At 43.6% G+C, this 21,064-nt stretch carries 20 protein-coding genes and 1 riboswitch; of the genes, 11 read left to right on the top strand and 9 right to left on the bottom strand.

What is annotated here, in order from left to right; translation table 11 throughout:
• Positions 1-191: 191 nt before the first annotated feature.
• Positions 192-455, top strand: a complete 264-nt coding sequence (locus tag B5D54_RS09565; protein ID WP_078926324.1) for a DUF3012 domain-containing protein — start codon at positions 192-194, stop codon at positions 453-455.
• Positions 456-515: 60 nt separating this feature from the next.
• On the opposite strand, the gene B5D54_RS09560 is transcribed toward B5D54_RS09565, so the two are convergent.
• Positions 516-959: an Lrp/AsnC family transcriptional regulator gene (locus B5D54_RS09560; protein WP_078926323.1), complete on the bottom strand. Its 444-nt coding sequence runs from the start codon at positions 957-959 to the stop codon at positions 516-518.
• A gap of 111 nt (positions 960-1,070) precedes the next feature.
• On the opposite strand from B5D54_RS09560, the gene B5D54_RS09555 reads away from it, so the two are divergent.
• Positions 1,071-1,655 carry a LysE family translocator gene (locus tag B5D54_RS09555; RefSeq protein ID WP_078926322.1) on the top strand — a complete coding sequence of 195 codons (585 nt, stop codon included), beginning with the start codon at positions 1,071-1,073 and terminating at the stop codon, positions 1,653-1,655.
• Between the two features lie 119 nt (positions 1,656-1,774).
• Entirely contained in the window at positions 1,775-3,454 is a 1,680-nt protein-coding gene (locus tag B5D54_RS09550; protein WP_078926447.1) for an RluA family pseudouridine synthase, read from the top strand.
• A 12-nt stretch (positions 3,455-3,466) separates the two neighbouring features.
• Here the strand turns inward: B5D54_RS09550 and B5D54_RS09545 are convergent, their stop codons facing one another.
• Positions 3,467-3,790 (bottom strand): bactofilin family protein, encoded by a 324-nt coding sequence (locus B5D54_RS09545; protein ID WP_229601198.1) that lies wholly within the window; start codon positions 3,788-3,790, stop codon positions 3,467-3,469.
• Between the two features lie 8 nt (positions 3,791-3,798).
• Complete coding sequence (locus tag B5D54_RS09540) at positions 3,799-4,746, bottom strand: M23 family metallopeptidase (protein ID WP_078926320.1); 948 nt, start codon at positions 4,744-4,746, stop codon at positions 3,799-3,801.
• Between the two features lie 547 nt (positions 4,747-5,293).
• Between B5D54_RS09540 and B5D54_RS09535 the strand changes: the two genes are divergently transcribed.
• The 5 genes from B5D54_RS09535 to B5D54_RS09515 all read left to right on the top strand — a co-directional run bounded on the left by B5D54_RS09535 (position 5,294) and on the right by B5D54_RS09515 (position 10,974).
• On the top strand, positions 5,294-7,243 hold the full coding sequence (locus B5D54_RS09535) for a PTS mannitol transporter subunit IICBA (RefSeq protein ID WP_078926319.1): 1,950 nt from the start codon (positions 5,294-5,296) through the stop codon (positions 7,241-7,243).
• Between the two features lie 99 nt (positions 7,244-7,342).
• Positions 7,343-8,491: a mannitol-1-phosphate 5-dehydrogenase gene (locus tag B5D54_RS09530; RefSeq protein WP_078926318.1), complete on the top strand. Its 1,149-nt coding sequence runs from the start codon at positions 7,343-7,345 to the stop codon at positions 8,489-8,491.
• 60 nt (positions 8,492-8,551) lie between these two features.
• On the top strand, positions 8,552-9,082 hold the full coding sequence (locus B5D54_RS09525; protein ID WP_078926446.1) for an MltR family transcriptional regulator: 531 nt from the start codon (positions 8,552-8,554) through the stop codon (positions 9,080-9,082).
• Positions 9,083-9,213: 131 nt separating this feature from the next.
• On the top strand, positions 9,214-10,146 hold the full coding sequence (locus tag B5D54_RS09520) for a Gfo/Idh/MocA family protein (protein WP_078926317.1): 933 nt from the start codon (positions 9,214-9,216) through the stop codon (positions 10,144-10,146).
• An 81-nt stretch (positions 10,147-10,227) separates the two neighbouring features.
• Complete coding sequence (locus tag B5D54_RS09515) at positions 10,228-10,974, top strand: potassium channel family protein (RefSeq protein WP_078926316.1); 747 nt, start codon at positions 10,228-10,230, stop codon at positions 10,972-10,974.
• Between the two features lie 59 nt (positions 10,975-11,033).
• Here the strand turns inward: B5D54_RS09515 and lplA are convergent, their stop codons facing one another.
• Positions 11,034-12,050 (bottom strand): lipoate--protein ligase, encoded by a 1,017-nt coding sequence (gene lplA, locus B5D54_RS09510; protein ID WP_078926445.1) that lies wholly within the window; start codon positions 12,048-12,050, stop codon positions 11,034-11,036.
• Between the two features lie 132 nt (positions 12,051-12,182).
• Here lplA and B5D54_RS09505 point away from each other — a divergent pair, with 132 nt between their 5' ends.
• Positions 12,183-12,413: a VF530 family protein gene (locus B5D54_RS09505; RefSeq protein WP_078926444.1), complete on the top strand. Its 231-nt coding sequence runs from the start codon at positions 12,183-12,185 to the stop codon at positions 12,411-12,413.
• A gap of 401 nt (positions 12,414-12,814) precedes the next feature.
• Complete coding sequence (locus B5D54_RS09500) at positions 12,815-14,164, top strand: sensor domain-containing diguanylate cyclase (RefSeq protein WP_158116747.1); 1,350 nt, start codon at positions 12,815-12,817, stop codon at positions 14,162-14,164.
• Positions 14,165-14,217: 53 nt separating this feature from the next.
• Here B5D54_RS09500 and B5D54_RS09495 read toward each other — a convergent pair whose 3' ends face one another.
• Positions 14,218-14,853, bottom strand: a complete 636-nt coding sequence (locus tag B5D54_RS09495; RefSeq protein WP_078926314.1) for an NAD(P)-dependent oxidoreductase — start codon at positions 14,851-14,853, stop codon at positions 14,218-14,220.
• Positions 14,854-14,972: 119 nt separating this feature from the next.
• On the opposite strand from B5D54_RS09495, the gene B5D54_RS09490 reads away from it, so the two are divergent.
• The gene (locus tag B5D54_RS09490; protein ID WP_078926313.1) at positions 14,973-15,887 is read left to right on the top strand and encodes a LysR family transcriptional regulator; all 915 of its coding nucleotides are present in this window, start codon (positions 14,973-14,975) and stop codon (positions 15,885-15,887) included.
• Between the two features lie 97 nt (positions 15,888-15,984).
• Here B5D54_RS09490 and B5D54_RS09485 read toward each other — a convergent pair whose 3' ends face one another.
• The 4 genes from B5D54_RS09485 to B5D54_RS09470 all read right to left on the bottom strand — a co-directional run bounded on the left by B5D54_RS09485 (position 15,985) and on the right by B5D54_RS09470 (position 20,870).
• Positions 15,985-17,181 carry a DEAD/DEAH box helicase gene (locus B5D54_RS09485; RefSeq protein ID WP_078926312.1) on the bottom strand — a complete coding sequence of 399 codons (1,197 nt, stop codon included), beginning with the start codon at positions 17,179-17,181 and terminating at the stop codon, positions 15,985-15,987.
• Positions 17,182-17,332: 151 nt separating this feature from the next.
• Positions 17,333-17,989, bottom strand: coding sequence for a 3,4-dihydroxy-2-butanone-4-phosphate synthase (gene ribB, locus B5D54_RS09480; RefSeq protein ID WP_078926311.1), 657 nt, complete (start codon positions 17,987-17,989; stop codon positions 17,333-17,335).
• Between the two features lie 208 nt (positions 17,990-18,197).
• Positions 18,198-18,338, bottom strand: a riboswitch (FMN riboswitch).
• 179 nt (positions 18,339-18,517) lie between these two features.
• On the bottom strand, positions 18,518-20,407 hold the full coding sequence (locus B5D54_RS09475) for a methyl-accepting chemotaxis protein (protein WP_078926310.1): 1,890 nt from the start codon (positions 20,405-20,407) through the stop codon (positions 18,518-18,520).
• A gap of 235 nt (positions 20,408-20,642) precedes the next feature.
• The gene (locus tag B5D54_RS09470; protein WP_078926309.1) at positions 20,643-20,870 is read right to left on the bottom strand and encodes a hypothetical protein; all 228 of its coding nucleotides are present in this window, start codon (positions 20,868-20,870) and stop codon (positions 20,643-20,645) included.
• Between the last annotated feature and the right edge of the window lie 194 nt (positions 20,871-21,064).

Genomic DNA, 21,064 nt, shown 5'->3' with positions numbered 1-21,064 from the left:
CTCAATATGGCGACAAGTTTTTTTGCTCAATAGAGAAAAACAACGCCGTTCAAGTGGGCTATTTTTTCTCCAATAAAATGAAACCCTATACGAAAAAGTTGAAAAGGAATGAAATAGACCACCATCAGTAGCGCAAGCCCGTTTACTTCAGCTATGATCACTGTTTCTCCCCGACAACAGGATTCTAATGAATGAAAAAACGAGTATTCATATTACTGAGCGCTCTGGTTTTAAGTGCTTGTGAAAATGAGGTGGGGACCGCTCCTTGGTGTCAGGAAATGCGTGATAAACCCAAAAGTGAATGGAGTGCGCAAAGTGCGCTCGATTTTACCAAATACTGCCTATTGCAATCTGAAATCGGTAGCCAAGCTTGGTGTGATGATATGCAGGCGAAGCCTAAAGGAGACTGGACAGCGAATGAAGCCACCTCTTACGCTAAGCACTGTCTTTTTTAATCACCACCTGTTTAATATCACTAGGTAAGAAAAAACCATAGCTTCGATAATCAGTTAAGCTCATTGTCGATCATCTTTCGGAGAATCCATCACCACCATTGTACTGATGGATTTTACCGTCAGGCATTCCCCTAATACATCGGCATGAAAGCGTTTATAAGCACTTAAATCTTTGGTTTCAACACGTAATAAATACTCATTCATCCCTGTAATGTTATGGCACTCAACCACCTCTTTCGCAAACCGAACATGTTCTTCGAAACTCAGCTGGGCTTTCTTTGTATGGCTATTTAAACCAATGGCGACATAAGCTACAAAGCCAATATCAAGCTGAGTTTTATCTAACACCGCTCGATAACCTTTAATCACCCGCTTACGCTCAAGATCTTGCACACGTCTCAATGTTGCAGAAGGCGAGAGTCCTACCCGTTCAGCCAGCTCAACATTGGAAATGCGTCCGTCCGCCTGTAGCTCATGCAATATTCTTTCGTCAAATCTATCCATAATTAAATTTCATTGCGTAATTTATTCATATGGAACAAATATAAACACAATATTGTGCATCAATGCTATTACTATTTTTCCTATTCAGTTACCGAAAAAGAAGAACAGAATATGGATTACACACAGTGGGGACCACTTATCGCCTTTGCGTTTGTTTCAACCTTCTCTCCTGGTCCCAATAACATTATGTTGATGACTTCCGGAGCAAATGTCGGTTTTATCAGAACCATTCCACATATGCTCGGCGTTACTTTGGGGTTTAGTCTCATGGTGCTCTTGGTTGGTGTGGGTTTGACTGACTTATTCCAACGCTACCCATGGATGCAGCAAGGGTTACAAATAGCCTGTAGTGGTTATTTAGTCTATTTGGCGATAAAAATTGCCTTCAGCTCCCCTTCTCACACTCAGCTCGACTACCAGCCCATGACATTTTCTGGCGCGGTACTTTTTCAATGGGTAAACCCCAAAGGTTGGTCAATGGCACTCACGGCTGTCAGTGTCTTTAACCCCAAGGCAAGTTGGCTACAGCTGATGGTGATTGCCCTAGTGTTTATATTGGTCAATATCCCATCCGTCAGTGTCTGGGCCGCCGCAGGAAAACAACTCAGTCATTGGATGAATGACCCCCGTTATGTCCGCTGGTTTAACGGTGCGATGGGAAGTTTATTGCTACTTTCTGTGCTACCCATGCTCTAACGATGACCACGATTTTTTCCTCAGGTTCGCGGTTCACGCGATTCTCTGAGGGAGAAATACTGACTTTTCTTGCTAAGCACAGTAAAATCGTCCGTGTTTGTGTACAACTGACCACGATCATGCCCACTTATCCAGACTGTTTTACCCCCTTTCAAAGCGATATTTCATCCATTACGCTCCCGTTGCGTTTTACTTACCCATTTTGCTATGACCCCCACCCATTATCGGTCATTGCCGCGCTTGAGCTGCAAACCCATCTCACCACTCAAACACAGTGGACACACCCTTTTGGGCTTGATGGGCAAGCCCCCCATTCACATGGAAAAATGTTTGGGGTACTTGTGGTCAGGCATCCTCAAGGCCAGTTGGGGTACTTATCGGCCTTCTCTGGGCAATTGGCTGAGCAAGATCATCTCCCCGGATTTGTTCCTCCCGTCTTTGACCGCTTTACTGAACCCACTTTTTTTAGCGATGAAGCCAGCCAAATATCGAGTATTAATCATCAGATTATTGAATTGACCGAAGCGACATCACGGCAAGCATTAATCCATAAACTCGATGAGTCCCATCAAGCCGCCGAATATGCTATCGCTCAACAGCAGCAACGTATGGCAGAAAATCGCGCCCAGAGAAAACGCCAGCGAAAAGAAGCGGAAGCTTTACAAGAGCCGGAACAACAAGCGTTATTGGCACAACTTGCTCAGCAAAGTGTGTATGAGAAATGGCAGCTTAAACAACTGAAACTCGATTGGCAAAAACGCATTAACGAACTCAGCAGCCAGTTAGATCAACTTAACGGCACAATCGAAGCGCTCAAACAGCAACGTAAGCAACGATCAGCACAATTACAGCAAAAACTCTTTGCTCACTACCGATTCTTGAATCAATCAGGTGAAGAAAAAAACCTGAACGATATTTTTGTCGATGCGACCAACCCCATTCCCCCCGCTGGTGCGGGCGAATGTGCCGCACCTAAACTACTACAGTATGCTTTCCAGCATCACTTAACCCCCATTGCTCTGGCTGAGTTTTGGTGGGGGTGTTCACCGAAGTCAGACATTCGCCAACACAAGCAATTTTATCCCGCCTGTCACAGCAAATGTCAGCCGATTCTCGCGCATATGCTCGCTGGGATGCCATTAGACGAGAACCCTTTGCTCAATAATCCCGCCGAAGGCAAAGAGATGGATATTCTTTACCAAGATGAAGCCATCGTTGTGGTCAATAAACCGGCAGAGTTTCTTTCTGTACCGGGCGTTAATATTAAAGATTCTGTACAGACACGCTTAGAACAAATATTCCCCGATGTGGAAGGGCCATTTGTTCTCCATCGTTTAGATATGTCCACTTCGGGTCTTTTGGTGTTTGCTTTAACTCGACGGGCCAATAAATCGCTGCAAAAACAGTTTATTACTCGCCAAGTCGAAAAGCAGTATGTGGCTTTATTAACGGGGGAGCTTTCACAGCAACAAGGCGAAATCACGCTTCCTTTATGTGCTGATTTAGAAGATAGGCCAAGACAGAAAGTCTGTGAAAAACAGGGGAAAGCGGCGCACACGCGGTGGGAGAAAGTGGCCATAGAGAATGGTCAAACTCGGGTTAACCTCTACCCCTTAACGGGACGAACCCACCAGTTACGCGTCCACTGCGCTCATGTTGATGGGTTAGCGATGCCAATTGTGGGTGACGATCTCTATGGAGCCAAAGCTTCTCGACTTTGCTTACACGCTCAAAAACTGAGTTTCACTCACCCTTATCATAAACAAAGAATGACGTTTGAAGCCCCCGCCCACTTTTAGTGGGCTTTGGGTTTACCCTTTAGCAATACTTTTGGCTTCTTTTACCTCTTTTAACTCAGTAATCTGTGCAAGTTGAGCGATGTTTTCCCCAGAAGCTGGGTAAGTCACGCCATTAAAGCGTCCTCCTTGCTCAATACTGAGATCATCACTGTAAAGTGAACCCGTGACTTGCCCTTTATTAAGAATTTCGATTTTATCTGCATGACAAGTCCCTTCAAACGCCCCATTCACGATCACATGTTGCGCAAAAATCTCACCACTAACCACACCACTTTCACTGATCACCAAGGTTTTTTCGACATGAATTTGCCCATCGATCGAGCCGTCCACCTGAATATTGTTTTCTAACCGGAGTTGCCCGCTAACTGAACAGCCTTTTGCGATGAGAGTTGTAGCTGAGTGCTGACTCTTAGCTCGACTTTGTTTACTAAAGATTCCCATCGAATACCTCTTACTTGACTAAATAAACTATCAAAATCATTCACTCCCCAATCAACAAAAGGTCGAGGATCTAAGGGGCGACCGACAAATCGAATTTCATAGTGTAAATGGGGACCAGATGATAGGCCACTATTACCGGAATAGCCGATTAAATCGCCTTTTTGTACAAAGTCCCCGCTTTTTACTGAGAACTTCTGCATATGGGAGTAAGAACTCGAAAAACCATACGAATGCTGTAAACGCAAAAAATTTCCCGAGCCTTGGTTACTGGCTCGAGTCACTTCAACCACCCCATCAGCCGGCGCATAAATAGGAGTACCTATATTAACCGCAAAATCTTGCCCGCGATGATACTTGACTTCTCCCGTTACCGGATGAGTCCGTTTACCGTATCCTGACGAAATACGCGCATCATGAACAGGAGAACCACTAGGAATCTGGCTTAACATCACCATTCTGACTGAAGACGTAATCGCTGCGGTATCCAGCCGAGATTCCAATTCAGCCCCACTTTCTCCGACACCTAATACTTTCTCAAGATCACCTAATCGGTCGGAAACAATTTGCATTTTTTCTTCTCGATCTTGCAGATCATTTTCTAAGTTATCTTTCAAATCCTTGAGTGATGATAATTCGTCAATCAAGGAAGAAGATTGGTTTTCTAGTTCCTGCTGCTTTAGTTTTGCAAAGTCCACTTCATTAGAGAGATAGTAAATGACCCCTGCGGTAGTCAGAATGGTAGCAAACAATACATACCCAAACCCTTTTAATAGGTGGCGATACCATTTCCCAATATGAAAATGTCGTGTTCCGTGAATAGAGGAGACAGAAACAATGACCTGTTCTTTCATATGCCTACTAATATAAAGGTTAATAATGGCAACGATTCTAACAGTTAACTTGCTTGGACTAAATGTTTTGCTTCACTGATTCTGAATAAAGGCACAATTTCACTCACACCTCTCCCCACCCATCAATCGTACTTTAATTACAAAATAGCGTTCGATGGACCGCTCAATTATTTTTCATAACGAAATAAATAAACAATACCGATCAACTTCACATTTAAATTCAGAACATGAATAAAATAGAACAAAAATGAGATTCCGATCAACATTCAACTTAAAGACAAAGTTATTAATATGAGATATTACGCATAAAATATAGATTGACTTTTTGCAAAACATCAAAATGTAAATAAATTACAGCGCAGAAAATTGACAATGGTCACATAGATATAGGATGAAAAGTCGATTTTTATAGCTAGTGATCACAAAAAACCCGTTGTCAGTTCTAAAGTAAATTTGTGTGATAAATTGATTGTGTACTAAGCAACCAACGGTTTTTAGACGAACCGTTACCATACAACTTCTATAGAACATCGAACGGGGAACAGATATGTTATCACCAGATGCTAAGATCAAGATACAAAATTTTGGTCGTTTCTTATCAAACATGGTTATGCCCAATATTGGCGCCTTCATCGCTTGGGGCTTTATTACCGCTCTCTTCATTCCAACGGGCTGGTTACCCAATGAGACTTTAGCCTCTTTGGTTGGCCCAATGATCACCTATTTACTACCACTGCTCATCGGTTATACCGGTGGTAAACTGGTCGGTGGCGAACGAGGGGCGGTTGTCGGCGCAATCACCACCATGGGGGTTATTGTCGGAACCGATATTCCTATGTTTATGGGTGCAATGATGGTTGGACCTATGGGCGGCTGGGCCATTAAATATTTCGACCAGCGCGTTGAAGGTAAAATTAAAAGTGGCTTTGAAATGTTGGTAAACAACTTTTCAGCCGGTATTATTGGCATGGTATGTGCCATCATCGCCTTCTACCTGATTGGGCCTTTCGTTAAAGTACTCTCTGACCTTCTTGCCACCGGCGTTAACTTTTTAGTTGCAGCCCATCTTCTTCCTTTAACGTCTATTTTTGTTGAGCCTGCGAAAATTCTTTTCCTCAACAATGCCATTAACCACGGTATTTTCTCTCCTCTGGGTATTCAGCAAGCCAGTGAAATGGGCCAATCGATTTTCTTCCTGATTGAAGCGAACCCAGGTCCAGGCTTAGGGATTTTACTGGCCTATATGTTTTTTGGTAAAGGAACAGCACGTCAAACCGCTGGCGGCGCAACCATCATCCATTTCTTTGGGGGAATCCATGAAATTTACTTCCCTTACATCTTAATGAATCCACGACTCATCCTCGCCGCTATTGCAGGAGGAATGACCGGCGTATTCACCTTAACCTTATTTAATGCAGGGATTGTATCTCCGGCCTCTCCCGGTTCAATCTTTGCCGTACTCTTGATGACGAACAAAGCGTCTATGCTGGGTGTTTTATGCTCAATTTTCGCAGCCGCTGGGGTTTCTTTCACCGTTGCCGCTATTTTAATGAAAGCGCAAAACTCAACGGATGAAGAAGGCGATGAAGAAGCGTTAGAAAAAGCGACCGTTCAAATGAAAACGTTGAAATCGACGACCAAAGAGCAGCAAACGTCTTCAAGCAACAAAAATGACATTCATCTGAGCCAAGTCAAAAGTATCATTGTTGCCTGTGATGCGGGCATGGGTTCAAGCGCCATGGGTGCCAGTTTACTGCGCAAGAAAATACAAGAAGCGGGTCTGAACATAAACGTGACAAACCTAGCTATCAATAGTTTGCCGCAAGAGGTCGACATTGTAATTACGCACAAAGATTTAACTGACCGAGCACGCAAACACGCTCCGAATGCCCAGCATCTCTCACTCAATAACTTTCTCGATAGCCAAATGTATAACCAGTTGGTGATGCAATTATTGTCGGCAAAATATCCACAAGCGGCGAACGATAACCACATCGTCAAAATGTCTGTCGTTGCGGCGAATGAGGACTCTTTTGAGCCACAAGTCCCTTCGGTATTTAGCCTTCAGCAAAAAAATATTCACCTCGGTTTAACCGCCAGTAATAAAGAAGAAGCAATACGCTATGCAGGGAATCAACTCGTTGAACTGGGCTATGTCGAACCGGAATATGTAGACGCCATGTTTGAGCGAGAAAAATTAGTACCGACGTATTTGGGTGAATCTATCGCCGTTCCCCACGGGACGGTCGAAGCGAAGGATCGCGTCATTAAAACAGGTATTGTCATTTGCCAATACCCATCAGGGGTTCAATTTACCGACGATAAAGAGGATATAGCTAAGCTCGTTATCGGTATTGCTGCTAAAAATGATGAACACATTCAAGTCATTACTGCCATTACTAACGCCCTTGATGAGCCAGAGGCCATCAAGACACTAACCTCAACTAAGGATATTAAAGACATCTTGGCAATTTTATCGAAGACCCAAGCTGCATAATAGCTTTGCTCCTGAGGCAAAACGAGGTCAGCACCCCCCTATTTACAACGCTGACTTCACCCTAATTTCGTTAGTCACTTTTTTGGTAGGATATGAATTATGAAAAATGCAGTACATTTTGGTGCTGGTAATATCGGCCGAGGTTTTATTGGAAAACTGCTGGCCGATGCCGATATTCAAGTCACGTTTGCCGATGTAAATGAACCCTTAGTGGATCAACTCAGCCACCAGCAGCAATATCAAGTTAACGTTGTCGGCAGTGAATGTCAGGTAGAGACTGTAACGCATGTTACCGCTGTGAATTCAGCCAGTGATGAGGTTATTGATCGCATTATCCATACTGACTTGATCACAACCGCTGTTGGCCCCACCGTGTTAGATATTATCGCAAAAACCATAGCCAAGGGGCTTGAAGCTCGCTTTGCCGCCGGTAATGAACACTCTTTAAATATCATTGCTTGTGAAAATATGATACGAGGTAGCAGTCATTTAAAAGGGGAAGTCTTTAAATATTTAAGCCCAGACTCACAAGCAAAAGCAGAACAATGGGTTGGCTTTGTCGATTCCGCCGTGGATAGAATTGTGCCTCCGGCAGAAGCGGCAAACGATGATCCGCTTGAGGTAACGGTGGAAAGCTTTAGTGAATGGATTGTGGATGAACAGCAGTTTAAAGGAGAGATACCCTCGATTGAAGGCATGGAAAAAACCAACAATCTCATGGCCTTTGTGGAACGCAAGCTCTTCACCCTTAATACTGGACACTGCATTACGGCTTATTTGGGCTGCTTGAAGGGACACCACACTATCCGGCAAGCCATCAGCGATCCACACATTCATACAGAAGTGAAACAAGCGATGCAAGAGAGTGGTGAGGTCTTAATTCGTCGGTATGGTTTTGATCGTAAACTACACCATGCCTACATAGAAAAAATCTTGTCCCGCTTTGCGAACCCATATTTAGTGGATGAAGTGGATCGTGTTGGCAGGCAACCTCTGCGAAAATTAGGTGCAAATGATAGATTAATCAAACCATTACTCGGTACAATAGAGTACGGTTTAGAAAATAAAACCCTATTAAAAGGGATAGCGGCTGCGCTGAAATATACCAATACCAACGATCCACAAGCGGTTGAGCTACAAAACGCACTTCGAGAACAAGGCATTGCTCAAACGCTAGCGCACTATTCAGGCTTAGATGCAGACAGTGTCGAAGTACAACAAATTGAAGCGATTTATCATCAGCTTTAATATGGCACTCTGATGGGAAGTGTTCCCGCTTCCCATCACAAACTTAAATTAGATCAGTATATGGCAGAAAAAATTAACGAAACCGATATCTTAGAACGACTGAACGAGGCCCCTTCTGTCCGTGGCTTTTTTATCACCACTGTCGAGGTGTTAGCCCAAGCCATTGACACACTGATGCAACGCATTTTTCGCAAAGACAACTTTGCTGTCCAATCTGTCGTTGGACCACTACTGGACGATACCGGACCTCTGGGCAACCTGTCAGTACGCTTAAAATTATTATACGGTTTAGGCGTCATTGCCGATGATGTCTACCATGATATTGAAACCATCATCAAATTACGCAATCAACTCAATAGTGATGGAACGGAATATGTCTTTACCGACCCTAAAATCATTGCCGCCATTGAAGTGCTTAACCTCGTACAAAAGATGGGATTGTTACCAGTCAATAATATTGAGCCGGATGGCGATATTGATTTGGAATTTTATCACTTACAATTACAACGCCAACAACAAATCATTCGCTCAGGGCTCTCGTTAACCATTATTGAAATCTGCAATGAATTAAATAAAGAGAGCCCATTTTAATAAAGCGTCATGCTCTTCACCGATTTTGGGTATCAGTAGGGATCATCTTCCCAATTTTCACTCAGAAAACTATCGATTTTAATCACGGATGTTAGGCTTTTTATCACTGTCATCCAATTTAGGTCACTATGATGAAAATAGGCATTATCGGCTTAGGGGATATCGCCCAAAAAGCTTACTTACCCCTACTCACGCAATTTCCCGGTATTGAATGGATCTTTTGCACTAGAAATAGTGATCACTTACAAACACTAGCCAATCAATATCGAATTCAACACACCTGCACACGCTATCAAGATCTGCTGCATTTTCAGGTGGATGCCGTTATGATCCATGCCGCAACGGCGGCGCATCCGGATATCGCGGCTTTTTTTCTACGCCACGGCGTTGCCACTTTTGTCGACAAACCCTTAGCTGATAGTGCCGCCGCTTGTGAAACGCTCTATGACCTTGCCGAACAGTATCAAAAACCGTTATACGTGGGATTTAATCGTCGCCATATTCCCCTGTTTAACCAACATTTAACCGGGGTACAACAAGGCCAATGTCACGATTTACTCGCTTTACGGTGGGAAAAACACCGCCATGCGTTACCCGGAGAGATCCGCACCTTTATCTTTGATGATTTTATCCATCCACTCGACAGTGTAAACCTATTGGGCAAAGCGGATTTACAAGAGGTGTACGTGACTCATCAAATGGCGGGAAATCAGTTAGCCCGTCTGGATGTGCAGTGGCAACAAGGTGAGACTTTATTACATGCCTCCATGAACCGACAGTTTGGCACAACCTGTGAACGAGTCAGTGCGCAGTTTATCAATCAAAGTTACGAATTTGAGAATTTTACCACCGGTAAACACTGGCAAGAGAACCTGCAAACCCAATTAGCCTTACAAGATTGGACGCCCATGCTAGCCAGCAAGGGATTTTACGCCATGATCGAGCACTGGTTAATGGTTGTCCAGCAGGGCAAGCTTGAGCATGCCATTATGGAGAGGAATATAGCCAGCCACCAACTGGCAGAAGCACTCTGTGAGCGCATCACTCAACTTACCCGCCTTTAAGGTCGACACAAAATAGCGGATCGCACACGAGAAGCGTATAGTGATCCGCTGACTCTTTTTTCAAAGCCATAGCATCGTTATATGAACCATAAACAACGAACTCAATTACTCATCGCCTTTGAGCATAAAACGGAAGTTCCTATGCTCATCCTGTCATTGATTTATGTACTCTTAGCGTTAGTCCCCGACCTCGCTAAATTGGATGACCAAGAACGCTATTTTATCAACCAATTGATATGGCTAGTATGGGGAATTTTTGCTACCGAACTGGGCATAAAAATATTGCTGAGCACTCAACGTTGGCGGTATCTGATCCAGCATTGGCAAGATGTACTGATTGTTGCCATGCCTTTCCTCAGACCTTTACGTTTCTTGCGCATTTTATTTATTTTGCCTAAAACATGGCGTCAAACAAAAGCCGTTCTACGTCAAAAAACACTGAGCTTTATTGGTTTAACCAGTTTGTTAACCGTGATGTTAAGTTCTGCTTTTGTGTATCTGGTTGAAAAAGGCAGTGCCAGCCCAATCAAAGATTACAGTGATGCACTATGGTGGGCGATGACGACCATCACCACCGTAGGCTATGGAGATATGTATCCTGTGACATCATTTGGCCGTGGTGTGGCCGTCTTTTTGATGTTAACTGGAATTACCCTCTTTGGCTTACTCACCGCCAGTGTGGCTTCTTTTTTTGTGGACGATAATCAACAAACCCGGTTGAGTGAAAAAAAGCGCCCCCTCTCACCCATACCACGCCACACTTTTCATCTCGCTCGTTTTCGGTACCAATTAAAAGAGAAGCAACGCCAGCATCATAAACGTAAATAACCACACAAAAACCCGCTTACTGCCGCCTCTTCTCGATTTCCCCTCGAAGAGGCCCAAGCTTAATCTATCTGCTGAACAAACCATTGAGAAAATGCCTGCAATTCCAAAGCAAATTGAGGAAGATCTTCAAGTAATGGTGCTAGACGCTGTGCAATAGCGTGTTTGTTATAGGTTACGCCCTTCAACTGTTTCGCTACCTGTTCCATGGGATAAGGCTCTAACATATCGCTAAATAACGTCGCTTGCTGAATAACCCCTTGCTCAATGTCCAGATACACATCAACGCCACCCCAAGAAAAACGTTCATCCATACGATGAGTAAAAGGGGGAGTCTGTCCAAAGTTCCACTGCCAACTGCGCTGTTTAGCAAATTTTTCCTCAAAACCCGGCAAGTCAGCAAAATGCTCTGGAGAAATCCATTCTGGTGTCACCGTTTGTTGGTAATGCTCAAGATAAGCGTGCATGATAGCCTCACACACTTGCTCATGATGAATATCCGCCTTCACAGTATTCAGGTTAATAACTCGAGATTTTACAGACGTGATCCCTTTTGCTTGCAGCTTTTTCGGATCAGGGTTGAGGTAATCGGCCAACCGGCTCATATCCGCACTGAGTAATAAAGTACCGTGGTGAAAACCGCGATCCACGGTTTCTCGGTAAGCCGAACCTGAAAACTTGCGTAGGCCTTGTTCATCTTCCAGCACTAAATCATTTCGGCCATTAGCCACACCGGCAATGCCAAGCTTACTCAGACCAGTCAACACAATTTGAGTGGATACCTGTTTATCGTACTCAGGCTTACCCGCCATAAAAGTAAAATTGGTATTGCCTAAATCATGAAAAACGGCACCGCCCCCTGTTTGTCGACGGGCAAGTTTCACGTTATCTTGCTCCATTCGTTCCACTCGGCATTCTCGCCAAGGGTTTTGTGCCCGACCAATCACGACCGTATCGGCATTACGCCATAGAAATAACACACGTTGATCAGCCGGCATGGAACGAAAAATAGTATCTTCAACCGCAAGGTTAAACCAAGGATTGGTTGATTCGGAAATAAGAATACGAGTTCGGGTCATGGCTGCCGCATCAAAAAAATAAAGTCTCATATTACTGGCAATAAAGTACGATAGCGAGGAGTAATGTCGAAGATGCACATTTGGGTCCCACACGGTATACTTAGCCATCTAATCATGACCGAACCTATTTCAATGCAAACTGATTCTCCAAGCGCTCAACCCAATAATCCACTACATGGCTTAACCTTAGAAAAAATACTGAACCGTTTAATGGAACACTATGGCTGGCACGGCTTAGCACTCAAGATTGATATTAACTGCTTCAAAAAAGATCCATCGATTAAGTCTTCTCTCAAATTTCTACGCCGTACCCCATGGGCAAGGGAACGTGTGGAACAGCTCTATATCGACACCTTTCATTAATACCCACTTAGCACGATAAAGATATTGGGGAATATATGATCATCGTGTCCCCTTTATATCCCATACTCTGTATATTTATTTCAGGCTTGACCGTGTCTATTTTCTTTTAAAAATTCATTCACCAAATCTATTTCTTTTGCACAGTTAATAATAATAAGCAAGTAGGTTTTTTCCTAAATTCGACATTCAACCATCCGTGTACAAAAAAAATATATTACAATACTGAAAAGTCTTACAGGATGTTCTTTTTCATGGCAAAGCCTTCTATTTTTTCAAAATATAATTATTTATTAACAAAAATATTTTTTTCTTTAAGTGTCCTTGTTTTTATTTTCACCTTTGTTTTAGTAGCTGCTCATTATCAGAAACATGCGAATTTGCATCAACTGGGTTACGAGCAGATGTTAACCACACTGGAAACCACTTATCTCTATGAAATGATAGAAGAAAACGAACGTCAACTTTCCGTTCTTATCTCTCTCCTAGATAAAGAAAAAATTGAACGAGGGGAACCTGCCTTTAATTCAACTTGGCCTGTCGCCCATAAAATAAAAATGGAATCCGATCACTATATCTTTTTTTATAATCACCAAAGTGATCTGATTGAAACTTACCCTCATTGGGAACGTCCTGAGCATTTTTTATCAGAAAAACGCCCTTGGTATCGCTTAATCAAGAATCCAAGCCATGACTCCGTCTGGGTTGGTCCTTATATGGAATATAATACTCAGCAGCTAGTCTTAAGTTTAGGTCAAACCGTTTTTTCAGAAGATGGCAGAGTATTAGGGATGATGCTCGTTGACATGTCTTTAGAAATGCTAAATAAGGTACTAGAACGGATGTCTGGGGAACTTGATGTCTCACTATTCTTGCGCCAGCAAGACAGTGGCACCATGCTTTCCGTCGTCAATGAACACCTATTGCAACTAGAGCGCATCTCGAATAAAAACTCTTTTTTACATTTGAACGCCTTTACTCAAGGAGCATTACTGACAAAAAGCTTGCCTTATGTTAACTGGGAGCTCGGTATCTACATTCCTCCTCATCGTTTTCGAGCCGCTTTTTTCAATGAACTCGTCCTGCTCATTTTGCCGATCACGGCCATCACCTTAATGATGATATTAGGGATCTGCTCATTACTGAAAATTTTTCGCCAAGAGCTCAGGCTACTCGAACAAAGAGTTCGTCAATTTGATCCGAAAAAACATCCGTCTCAAATGCAGACGTCTGCTTGGTTTGTTGATCGCAGCCTCACCACCATAGAACAACAGCACCAAACTCACCTACTTAAATTACGCCTAGACCCGCTGACCGGAATCCTTAACCGCCGAGCTTTTGATGAAGATTTATATCACTACGCGGAAATGAAACAATCTTATACCGTGATACTGATTGATGTGGACCTCTTTAAACAAATCAACGATAGCTTTGGACACCCATTTGGTGATTTCGTATTACAACAAGTCAGTATCGTATTAACAGAGATCTTTGGGACGGAATCCGTATATCGAATTGGTGGAGATGAATTTGCTTGCCTATTACCAAGCAGCCAGCAAGAAACACTCGTTCAGCAATTAGATCAGCTAATTATTAACATCAACCAACATACATGGCCTGAAAAAACTTGCCATGTTTCTGTCAGTGTCGGAGCCACCATCGGCGATGGCCCTTCCGTTCAGCTTTTCAAACAAGCCGATATGGCGCTGTATCAAAGTAAACATGCAGGAAGAAATTGTTGGCATCTCCTCTAAATATTGCTCAACGTGATCGGCATGAAAAACCTTAACGTTGAGCAATGATTCCACTAATAAGCAATCCCAACACGTTGCTGTGTAAAGGATTCCGTTTCTAACATATCAATCATAGCTACGGCATAATCGCTAACAGAAATGCGGCTATTTTGTTCTTCATCAACCAGCAGTTGATCTCCCCCCACCCGATAAGCCGCCTGCTTGCCGCCAGGAAAAATTTCAGCGGCGGGGCTAACAAATGTCCAATTGAGTGTACTTGGGCTATTTCGAAAAACATCCAGTGCTTCGGATTGCGCCTGCGCTTCAGCTTTATACTCTTCAGGAAACTCGGGAAGAGAAAGCAAGGAAACACCAGAGGAAACTTCCAGTGAACCGGCACCACCCACCCACAATAAACGGTTAATACCTAGTCGTGGTAGCTGCGCCAGCATTAACTGTGCGGTTTGAGCAACAACATTGTGGTTACCTGTATTTCTCCCTCCAATAGAAGCTATAACCGCATCCACCCCCTCTAGTACCGAAGATAAGTCCGTCTCTTGCTGTAAATCACATTGACGCACTTCAACATCTTGACGAGTCACTTTCGCTGGGTCACGAACAATAGCCACTACTTGGTGTCCACGAGCTTTCGCTTCTTCGACAAGATGCTGTCCAATCCAACCGGATGCTCCAAAAACCGCAACTTTCATTCTCTTTCTCCTAATTGTTTATTTATTAACAAGATTGAGTTTAGTCAGAGATGAATTCGTGATAAAGAGCAAGAAAAGATGTAGATTGTATCAATTGACGATACTAATGAGAGAGAAACATGGACAAGCTTACCGCAATGCGCAGTTTTGTTGAGGTCGCCAACGTCGGCAGTTTTACTCAAGCGGCTGAAAATCTCAATCTTAGCCGATTGCAAATTTCTCGCCATGTTCAAGAGATCGAAGGTTGGCTCAAACAACGTCTCTTACACCGAACGACCCGAAAAGTCAGTTTAACCGCAGCAGGAGAAGAAGCTCTGAAACAGTGCGAACAAATTCTCCATCAAACAGCAGAACTAGAAATGCGCGCTTTAGAACAAGCACAATCTTTATCTGGCCGCATTCGACTTTCGGCACCAATCGGCCTTGCACATCATCTACTGCTCGATGCTATCGAGTCCTTTACGGAAAAGTACCCACAAGTCACCATTGACGTACTGGCTTCAGATAGACTGGCACAGTTAGTCGATGAACGGGTGGATATAGCCCTGCGTTTTACCCAACAACCGGATGATCACCTTATCGCGCGACGACTTTTTCAAGTCGATACCGTCATTTGTGCATCTCCCCATTACCTAACACAGCACCCACCCCTTCATGAGCCCAACGACTTACGCAACCACAACTGTTTCATTCACCTTTCGAATCATAAATGGGAATTTATTCGTGATAACCGTTCTTACAGTGTCAATGTCAATGGCACGCTTCGTGCCAATGACATGAGTTTACTTTGTCGTGCAGCAGTACATGGTAAAGGCATTGTGCTTTTACCTTGTGATTTAGCCAATCACTACTTACAGACAAAGCAACTGATTCGTCTTTTACCTGATTACCATATCCCGAGCAGTGCTCTTTGGGCCGTATATCTTTCACGAAGTTATCAAAGCCCACTGGTAAGGCAATTTATTGATTTTGTTTCAGAGCAATGGTCATCATTAGCCATGACCCTCTCTACTGAATCCAATCCATCACATTAAATAAAGCGAAGGAAACCAGAACATCGTGTGATACGAAACGCTTCTTCACCGATTCAACATCGACATCCTAGCCCTAAAAGTTAGCTAACCCAGTGGCTTAATCGTTCGATTGTTCACGTTTATGTTTAGGCACATAGTTAAGAATCGAGATAGGAACCGGTTTGCTTGGTTCAAATCCCTCAATCACTCTACGCTCAATTAAGTGGCCTAATCGGCTTTCAATCATGCAGAGGTTTTTAAAATTATCTTTCGAGACAAAAGAAATGGCTTCTCCCTTCTCATCGGCTCGTCCTGTACGCCCAATCCGGTGTACATATTCATCAGCCGGAAAGGGGAGATCATAGTTCACGACCCGAGATAACCCTTGAATATCAATACCACGGGCTCCAACACCGGTCGCCACCATGTATTGGATTTTACCCGCTTTAAAATCTTCTAAGAGCTGTACACGGATCGCTTGACTACGGCCACTATGAAAGGCTTCCGCATAAATACCACGCTTCTCTAACTGAGCCACTAATTTTGCTGCGCCATGTTTGGTTTCAATGAAAATCAGAGCCTGATCCCAATTATTTTCTGTGATCAAGTGACTCAACAAGGCTGATTTTTTATCTTTATCCACCGTAATGAGCCATTGTTCGATGTTCGTTTTAGAGGCTTGGTTGGCCGCAATCGAAATTTCGTAAGGATCGGTGACAGCGGTCTTCGCTAAGTCTCGAACTTTGTGCGACAACGTGGCAGAAAAAAGCAAAAATTGAGCGTCTCTTGGTAGACGATCAATGATTTTGTTAATCGGTTCAATAAAGCCCATATCCAGCATACGATCGGCTTCATCCAAAACCACCATCTCAACTTCATCAAAATGAACAGCACGTTGGCCATACATATCCAGCAAACGTCCCGGTGTGGCAACTAAGAGATCCACCCCTTCAATCAGATGCTGTTTTTGTGCCTGTTCATCAACCCCACCAAACATCGCCAGTGTCGTTAACCCCGTATACTTAGCATATTGCTCTGCGTTTTTTGCCACCTGAATAGCAAGCTCTCGAGTTGGAACTAAGATCAACGCTCGAATCCGTTTTTTTCGCTGAGTCGTGCTATTTTGCAATTTATGCAAAATCGGTAATACAAAGCTCGCAGTTTTTCCGGTACCCGTTTGAGCGGCCGCAATCAGATCCAGTCCCTGTAAAATAACTGGAATGGCTTTACGTTGAATGGTGGTTGGTTTTTGATAACCCAGTTCAGACACCGATTGAATCAATGCCTCGCTAAGTCCAAGTTGTGTAAATGACATGATGAACCCAAAGTCGATAAAGTAGAGCCAGAACGCTCTAGAATAGGACAAATTCTAACATGAAGAGAAAGGTATGAAGAGCGTTATCACACTTTCATACCTTTTTGCGCTACATCAATTAATGAAAATAGACAACGTCTGGCAATATCAACTAAGCCAGCTTCTGCTCATAAGCAAGACGATACTGCACCATGTCTTCGATTGTCAGCACTGGCATATTGTGTAAACGGCCAAACGCGATAATCTCTGGTGTTTTGGCCATCGTCCCATCTGGGTTAGTGAGTTCACACAAGACACCGGAAGGAAACAAACCCGCCATTTGCATCAAATCTACCGTCCCTTCTGTATGGCCCCGACGCGCCATAATGCCCCCTTTGCGAGCGCGCAAAGGAAACACATGCCCAGGACGAGCGAGATCTTCCGGCTTTGCATCAGGGTTAATCGCGGTCTTTATCGTGGTCACACGATCTTTGGCTGAAACACCCGTTGTCACCCCATGTTTCGCTTCAATCGATACCGTAAAGGCCGTTTGATTTTGGCTGTTATTGTGCTGCACCATCGGTGGCAAAGCCAATTTATTGGCTTGTTCATCGGTCAAACATAAACAGACGATTCCACTACACTCACGGATCATCAGCACCATTTGCTCGGTGGTTAATGTCTCTGCGGCATAGATGATGTCGCCTTCATTTTCACGATCTTCATCATCCAATAATAAAACGCCTCGGCCTTCTCGTAAGGCTTGCAAAGCATGTTCAATTCGGGTGATAGGGTCGCCAAACTCGGCAAGTAAAGATAACTGATTCATGGTTTACTCCTAATAATGACCAGAATCAGGGCGGTTATGAGGTAAACGAAATGCACCAAATACAGCGAATCGCGCAAGCGCATCAACGCTGAGTTTGATGTATACCTCACCAACAGAAACGATTGTGGAAACCCATGTAATGCTATCTATCCCTTGCGGTTACAATAAACATCACTAAGCCGCCACCATTCATGCCAGCAGGTATGATTGTCATTCTCTCTCATCCGGACTATAACCGTCGGCTCTGGCGTCTCACCAGATCTGCTGACCTCGAAGCATCGAGCGCTCGTGGGCTCACCCAATTGGGTATACCACCGGTGGGGAATTTCACCCCGCCCTGAGAATTGTATAAATTACGTATTCAATATAAAGAATGAAAGCCAAGCCCCATTCTTCGAGGATTATGGTAATACTTTGTTTCCCTTTTGCAAAGGGCGGTTCTCACAGACAACTCACTGCAACCATTTTTCTCTAAAAAATAGCCCCGACCAATTGAGTCAGGGCTAAACAACCATCATTAAGATAGCGTTACAGTTTAAAGCGGGCGATCTCTTTTTCTAGCTCATTGGCTAAAGCATGTAACTCTTTTGCCTGCTGAACAGCATCTATCGCATCACCAGCAAGCTGATCGCTCACTTCACGAACAGACTCTGTATTGCTATTGATATCCGAGGTAACGAGTGATTGCTCCTCCGCTGCTGAGGCAATTTGAGTCGCCATATCACTGATTAGCTGAATGGCTTCACTAATCGCATGCAAACTTTCTCCTGTATGATTAACATCTTCCACACTGGTTTCAACCAATTTATGGCTTTCCGTCATCACAGAAACCGCGTTACTGGTGACTTTTTGTAAACCCGCAATTTTCGTTTGGATCTCTTCGGTTGAAGAATGCGTACGCTGAGACAACACGCGGACTTCGTCTGCCACAACGGCAAAACCTCGGCCTTGTTCACCCGCTCTCGCCGCTTCAATAGCCGCATTCAATGCCAATAGATTAGTCTGTTCAGCAATGGCCCGAATGGTCGAAAGAATCGTTGAGATGTCATGCGCATGAACTTCCAACTCGCCGATAATGGCAACGGCGTTATTTAGCTCTTTCGCTAACTGGTCGATAGACTGTTTGCTCTGTTGCATCTGTCGATAGCCTTGCGCCCCTAACTCTACAGACTGGTTGGCATTTTTGGCGGTATTTTCTGCATTGCCTGCAATTTCGGCGGTTGCTGAAGCCATTTCGGTCACCGCTGTCGCCACCATCGTAATTTCATCTTGTTGAGTACGAATACGATCACTTCTCTGCGTCGCAGCACTCGCAGCATGATTTGCACCTTGGTTTAATGCTTCCGTCACATCCCGCACATTTTTCACCATGACATGCAGCCTATCGACAAACTTATTGAACTTATCCGCTAAGATGCCCACTTCATCTTGACTCTTCACGGGTAAGCGACGAGTTAAATCCCCATCCCCTTCAGCTATATCGCCTAATGCTGAAGCAATATGGCTTAACTCATTAAGCTGACGCGCCACAAACCAAGAAGTAAGCAGAGCCATAAGTAATAAGATCACCACACCAATCGATAACTGAGTAAAAAGCATCTGATTTAAAGGTTGTTCAAGAACCGCCTTATCCATCACCATCACCAACATCCAATCCGTATTTTCGATGGTTTGTGCCATTAAAATCTTGCTCTCCCCACTCACAGGAAAAGTCAGTAAAGAATGCTGTACCGCTGCATTTTGTAAAGCGCGGATCGTCAATTGTGGTGCAATCTCTTCGGTTGATTTCAAAATCAGTTTTTGATTTGGGTGAGCAACAATGTTCCCCTGCTGGTTAACGAGTGCAGCGTACCCTTTGCCCGGAACATCAATCGCTAAGATGTCCTTAATCAACTTTTCCAATACAAGATCAGAGGCGGCCACACCAATAAATTGTCCACGATAGTTTACTGGCTCTGCTAACGTCACCACGAGAGTGTTCATCGTGGCACTGATATAAGGAGCCGTCGTGATAGGAGTTTTTGCCGCTTTCGCTTCTTGATACCAACCCCGAGTTCTAGGATCATAACCCGCTCGGTTTAGTGATGGGTCTTGGCGAAACATTTCCCCTTGTTCATTACCATAAAAACTCAGGCTAAAATCACCAGAACGTAGGGTTTGTCTAAGGTGAGGCACCACATCCAACTGAGGGTTTGCTTCAATTTCTTCACGTAAACCTTGTAGAGAAGCTTGTTTGGAGAGGAACCAATCACTAATCCCTTTCGAGTAGGAGATTAAGATATTTCGACTTTCACTTTCTATCGCCCGCCAACTGTCTTTTTTAAATGTTTGATATCCCGCAATAACCAAAGCTATTGCGGTTAAAGCAATGGCAATAATCACGGAAAGTACCATTTTTCTTTTTAAACTCATTTTCATGAGTGAAACTCCTTATCTCAATAATAATGATGGCAACAGACTTATAGAAAAGTATCAAAATACTCTGTTTTCCCGAGTAATATAATGACAGTTCTCAAAGATAAATAAAGAAAATACCTATTTGGTCGTATTGACTATAATGAAGGGAATTACTGAGGTAAAAAGAAGACGGATCTTCGACATTCAAAACTAGACTCTCGATATGTTGAGAGCCTGTCATTGAACCGTCATCTGATTAGCTTACTTTTGCACGAGAAAAGTTAGTTGAAGGTAGAGAGGATGGTTGATTACATAGCCGACAAATGCCTTGTTTTTCCATTTTATAATAATGCTCACCGTGCATTAATAAAGACATAAACTGCTGAAAGCTTTGCCAGCCAGAACCCGTCGATGTTTGGCAGCGCCTCATTACCACTTTATGCGGAGTCACTTTGTGGCAACAACTGCAATAAACGTCAGGCATAATCCAATCCTTCTCAATTTATGTTATTGACAATTGACGCAGTATTGAGCAATTCGTTCCATAAATTCAGATTTAATATTTACATTTGTGATAAAAGTCAAAAAAAAGTATCCACCGGCATAGCCGGTGGTTTTTCATATGCGCCTATAAGGCTCTTCTACTGGCAGCGCCCTAACAGGCGCATATCGATCTGA

It is taken from the genome of Vibrio cincinnatiensis DSM 19608 (assembly GCF_900167345.1).
GTDB classification, from domain to species: Bacteria; Pseudomonadota; Gammaproteobacteria; order Enterobacterales; family Vibrionaceae; genus Vibrio; species Vibrio cincinnatiensis.
Note: the sequence above shows the minus strand (reverse complement) of the source record. Positions and strands in the feature narration are given on the sequence as shown.

Coding starts and splice junctions, on each gene's coding strand:
- B5D54_RS09475 (WP_078926310.1), bottom strand. CDS start 20,407: ATGAAAATGAGTTTAAAAAGAAAAATGGTACTTTCCGTGATTATTGCC.
- B5D54_RS09520 (WP_078926317.1), top strand. CDS start 9,214: ATGAAAATAGGCATTATCGGCTTAGGGGATATCGCCCAAAAAGCTTAC.
- B5D54_RS09505 (WP_078926444.1), top strand. CDS start 12,183: ATGCAAACTGATTCTCCAAGCGCTCAACCCAATAATCCACTACATGGC.
- B5D54_RS09470 (WP_078926309.1), bottom strand. CDS start 20,870: ATGCCTGACGTTTATTGCAGTTGTTGCCACAAAGTGACTCCGCATAAA.
- B5D54_RS09485 (WP_078926312.1), bottom strand. CDS start 17,181: ATGTCATTTACACAACTTGGACTTAGCGAGGCATTGATTCAATCGGTG.
- B5D54_RS09515 (WP_078926316.1), top strand. CDS start 10,228: ATGAACCATAAACAACGAACTCAATTACTCATCGCCTTTGAGCATAAA.
- B5D54_RS09535 (WP_078926319.1), top strand. CDS start 5,294: ATGTTATCACCAGATGCTAAGATCAAGATACAAAATTTTGGTCGTTTC.
- B5D54_RS09540 (WP_078926320.1), bottom strand. CDS start 4,746: ATGAAAGAACAGGTCATTGTTTCTGTCTCCTCTATTCACGGAACACGA.
- B5D54_RS09555 (WP_078926322.1), top strand. CDS start 1,071: ATGGATTACACACAGTGGGGACCACTTATCGCCTTTGCGTTTGTTTCA.
- B5D54_RS09495 (WP_078926314.1), bottom strand. CDS start 14,853: ATGAAAGTTGCGGTTTTTGGAGCATCCGGTTGGATTGGACAGCATCTT.
- B5D54_RS09525 (WP_078926446.1), top strand. CDS start 8,552: ATGGCAGAAAAAATTAACGAAACCGATATCTTAGAACGACTGAACGAG.
- B5D54_RS09490 (WP_078926313.1), top strand. CDS start 14,973: ATGGACAAGCTTACCGCAATGCGCAGTTTTGTTGAGGTCGCCAACGTC.
- B5D54_RS09560 (WP_078926323.1), bottom strand. CDS start 959: ATGGATAGATTTGACGAAAGAATATTGCATGAGCTACAGGCGGACGGA.
- ribB (WP_078926311.1), bottom strand. CDS start 17,989: ATGAATCAGTTATCTTTACTTGCCGAGTTTGGCGACCCTATCACCCGA.
- B5D54_RS09500 (WP_158116747.1), top strand. CDS start 12,815: ATGTTAACCACACTGGAAACCACTTATCTCTATGAAATGATAGAAGAA.
- B5D54_RS09530 (WP_078926318.1), top strand. CDS start 7,343: ATGAAAAATGCAGTACATTTTGGTGCTGGTAATATCGGCCGAGGTTTT.
- B5D54_RS09565 (WP_078926324.1), top strand. CDS start 192: ATGAAAAAACGAGTATTCATATTACTGAGCGCTCTGGTTTTAAGTGCT.
- B5D54_RS09550 (WP_078926447.1), top strand. CDS start 1,775: ATGCCCACTTATCCAGACTGTTTTACCCCCTTTCAAAGCGATATTTCA.
- lplA (WP_078926445.1), bottom strand. CDS start 12,050: ATGACCCGAACTCGTATTCTTATTTCCGAATCAACCAATCCTTGGTTT.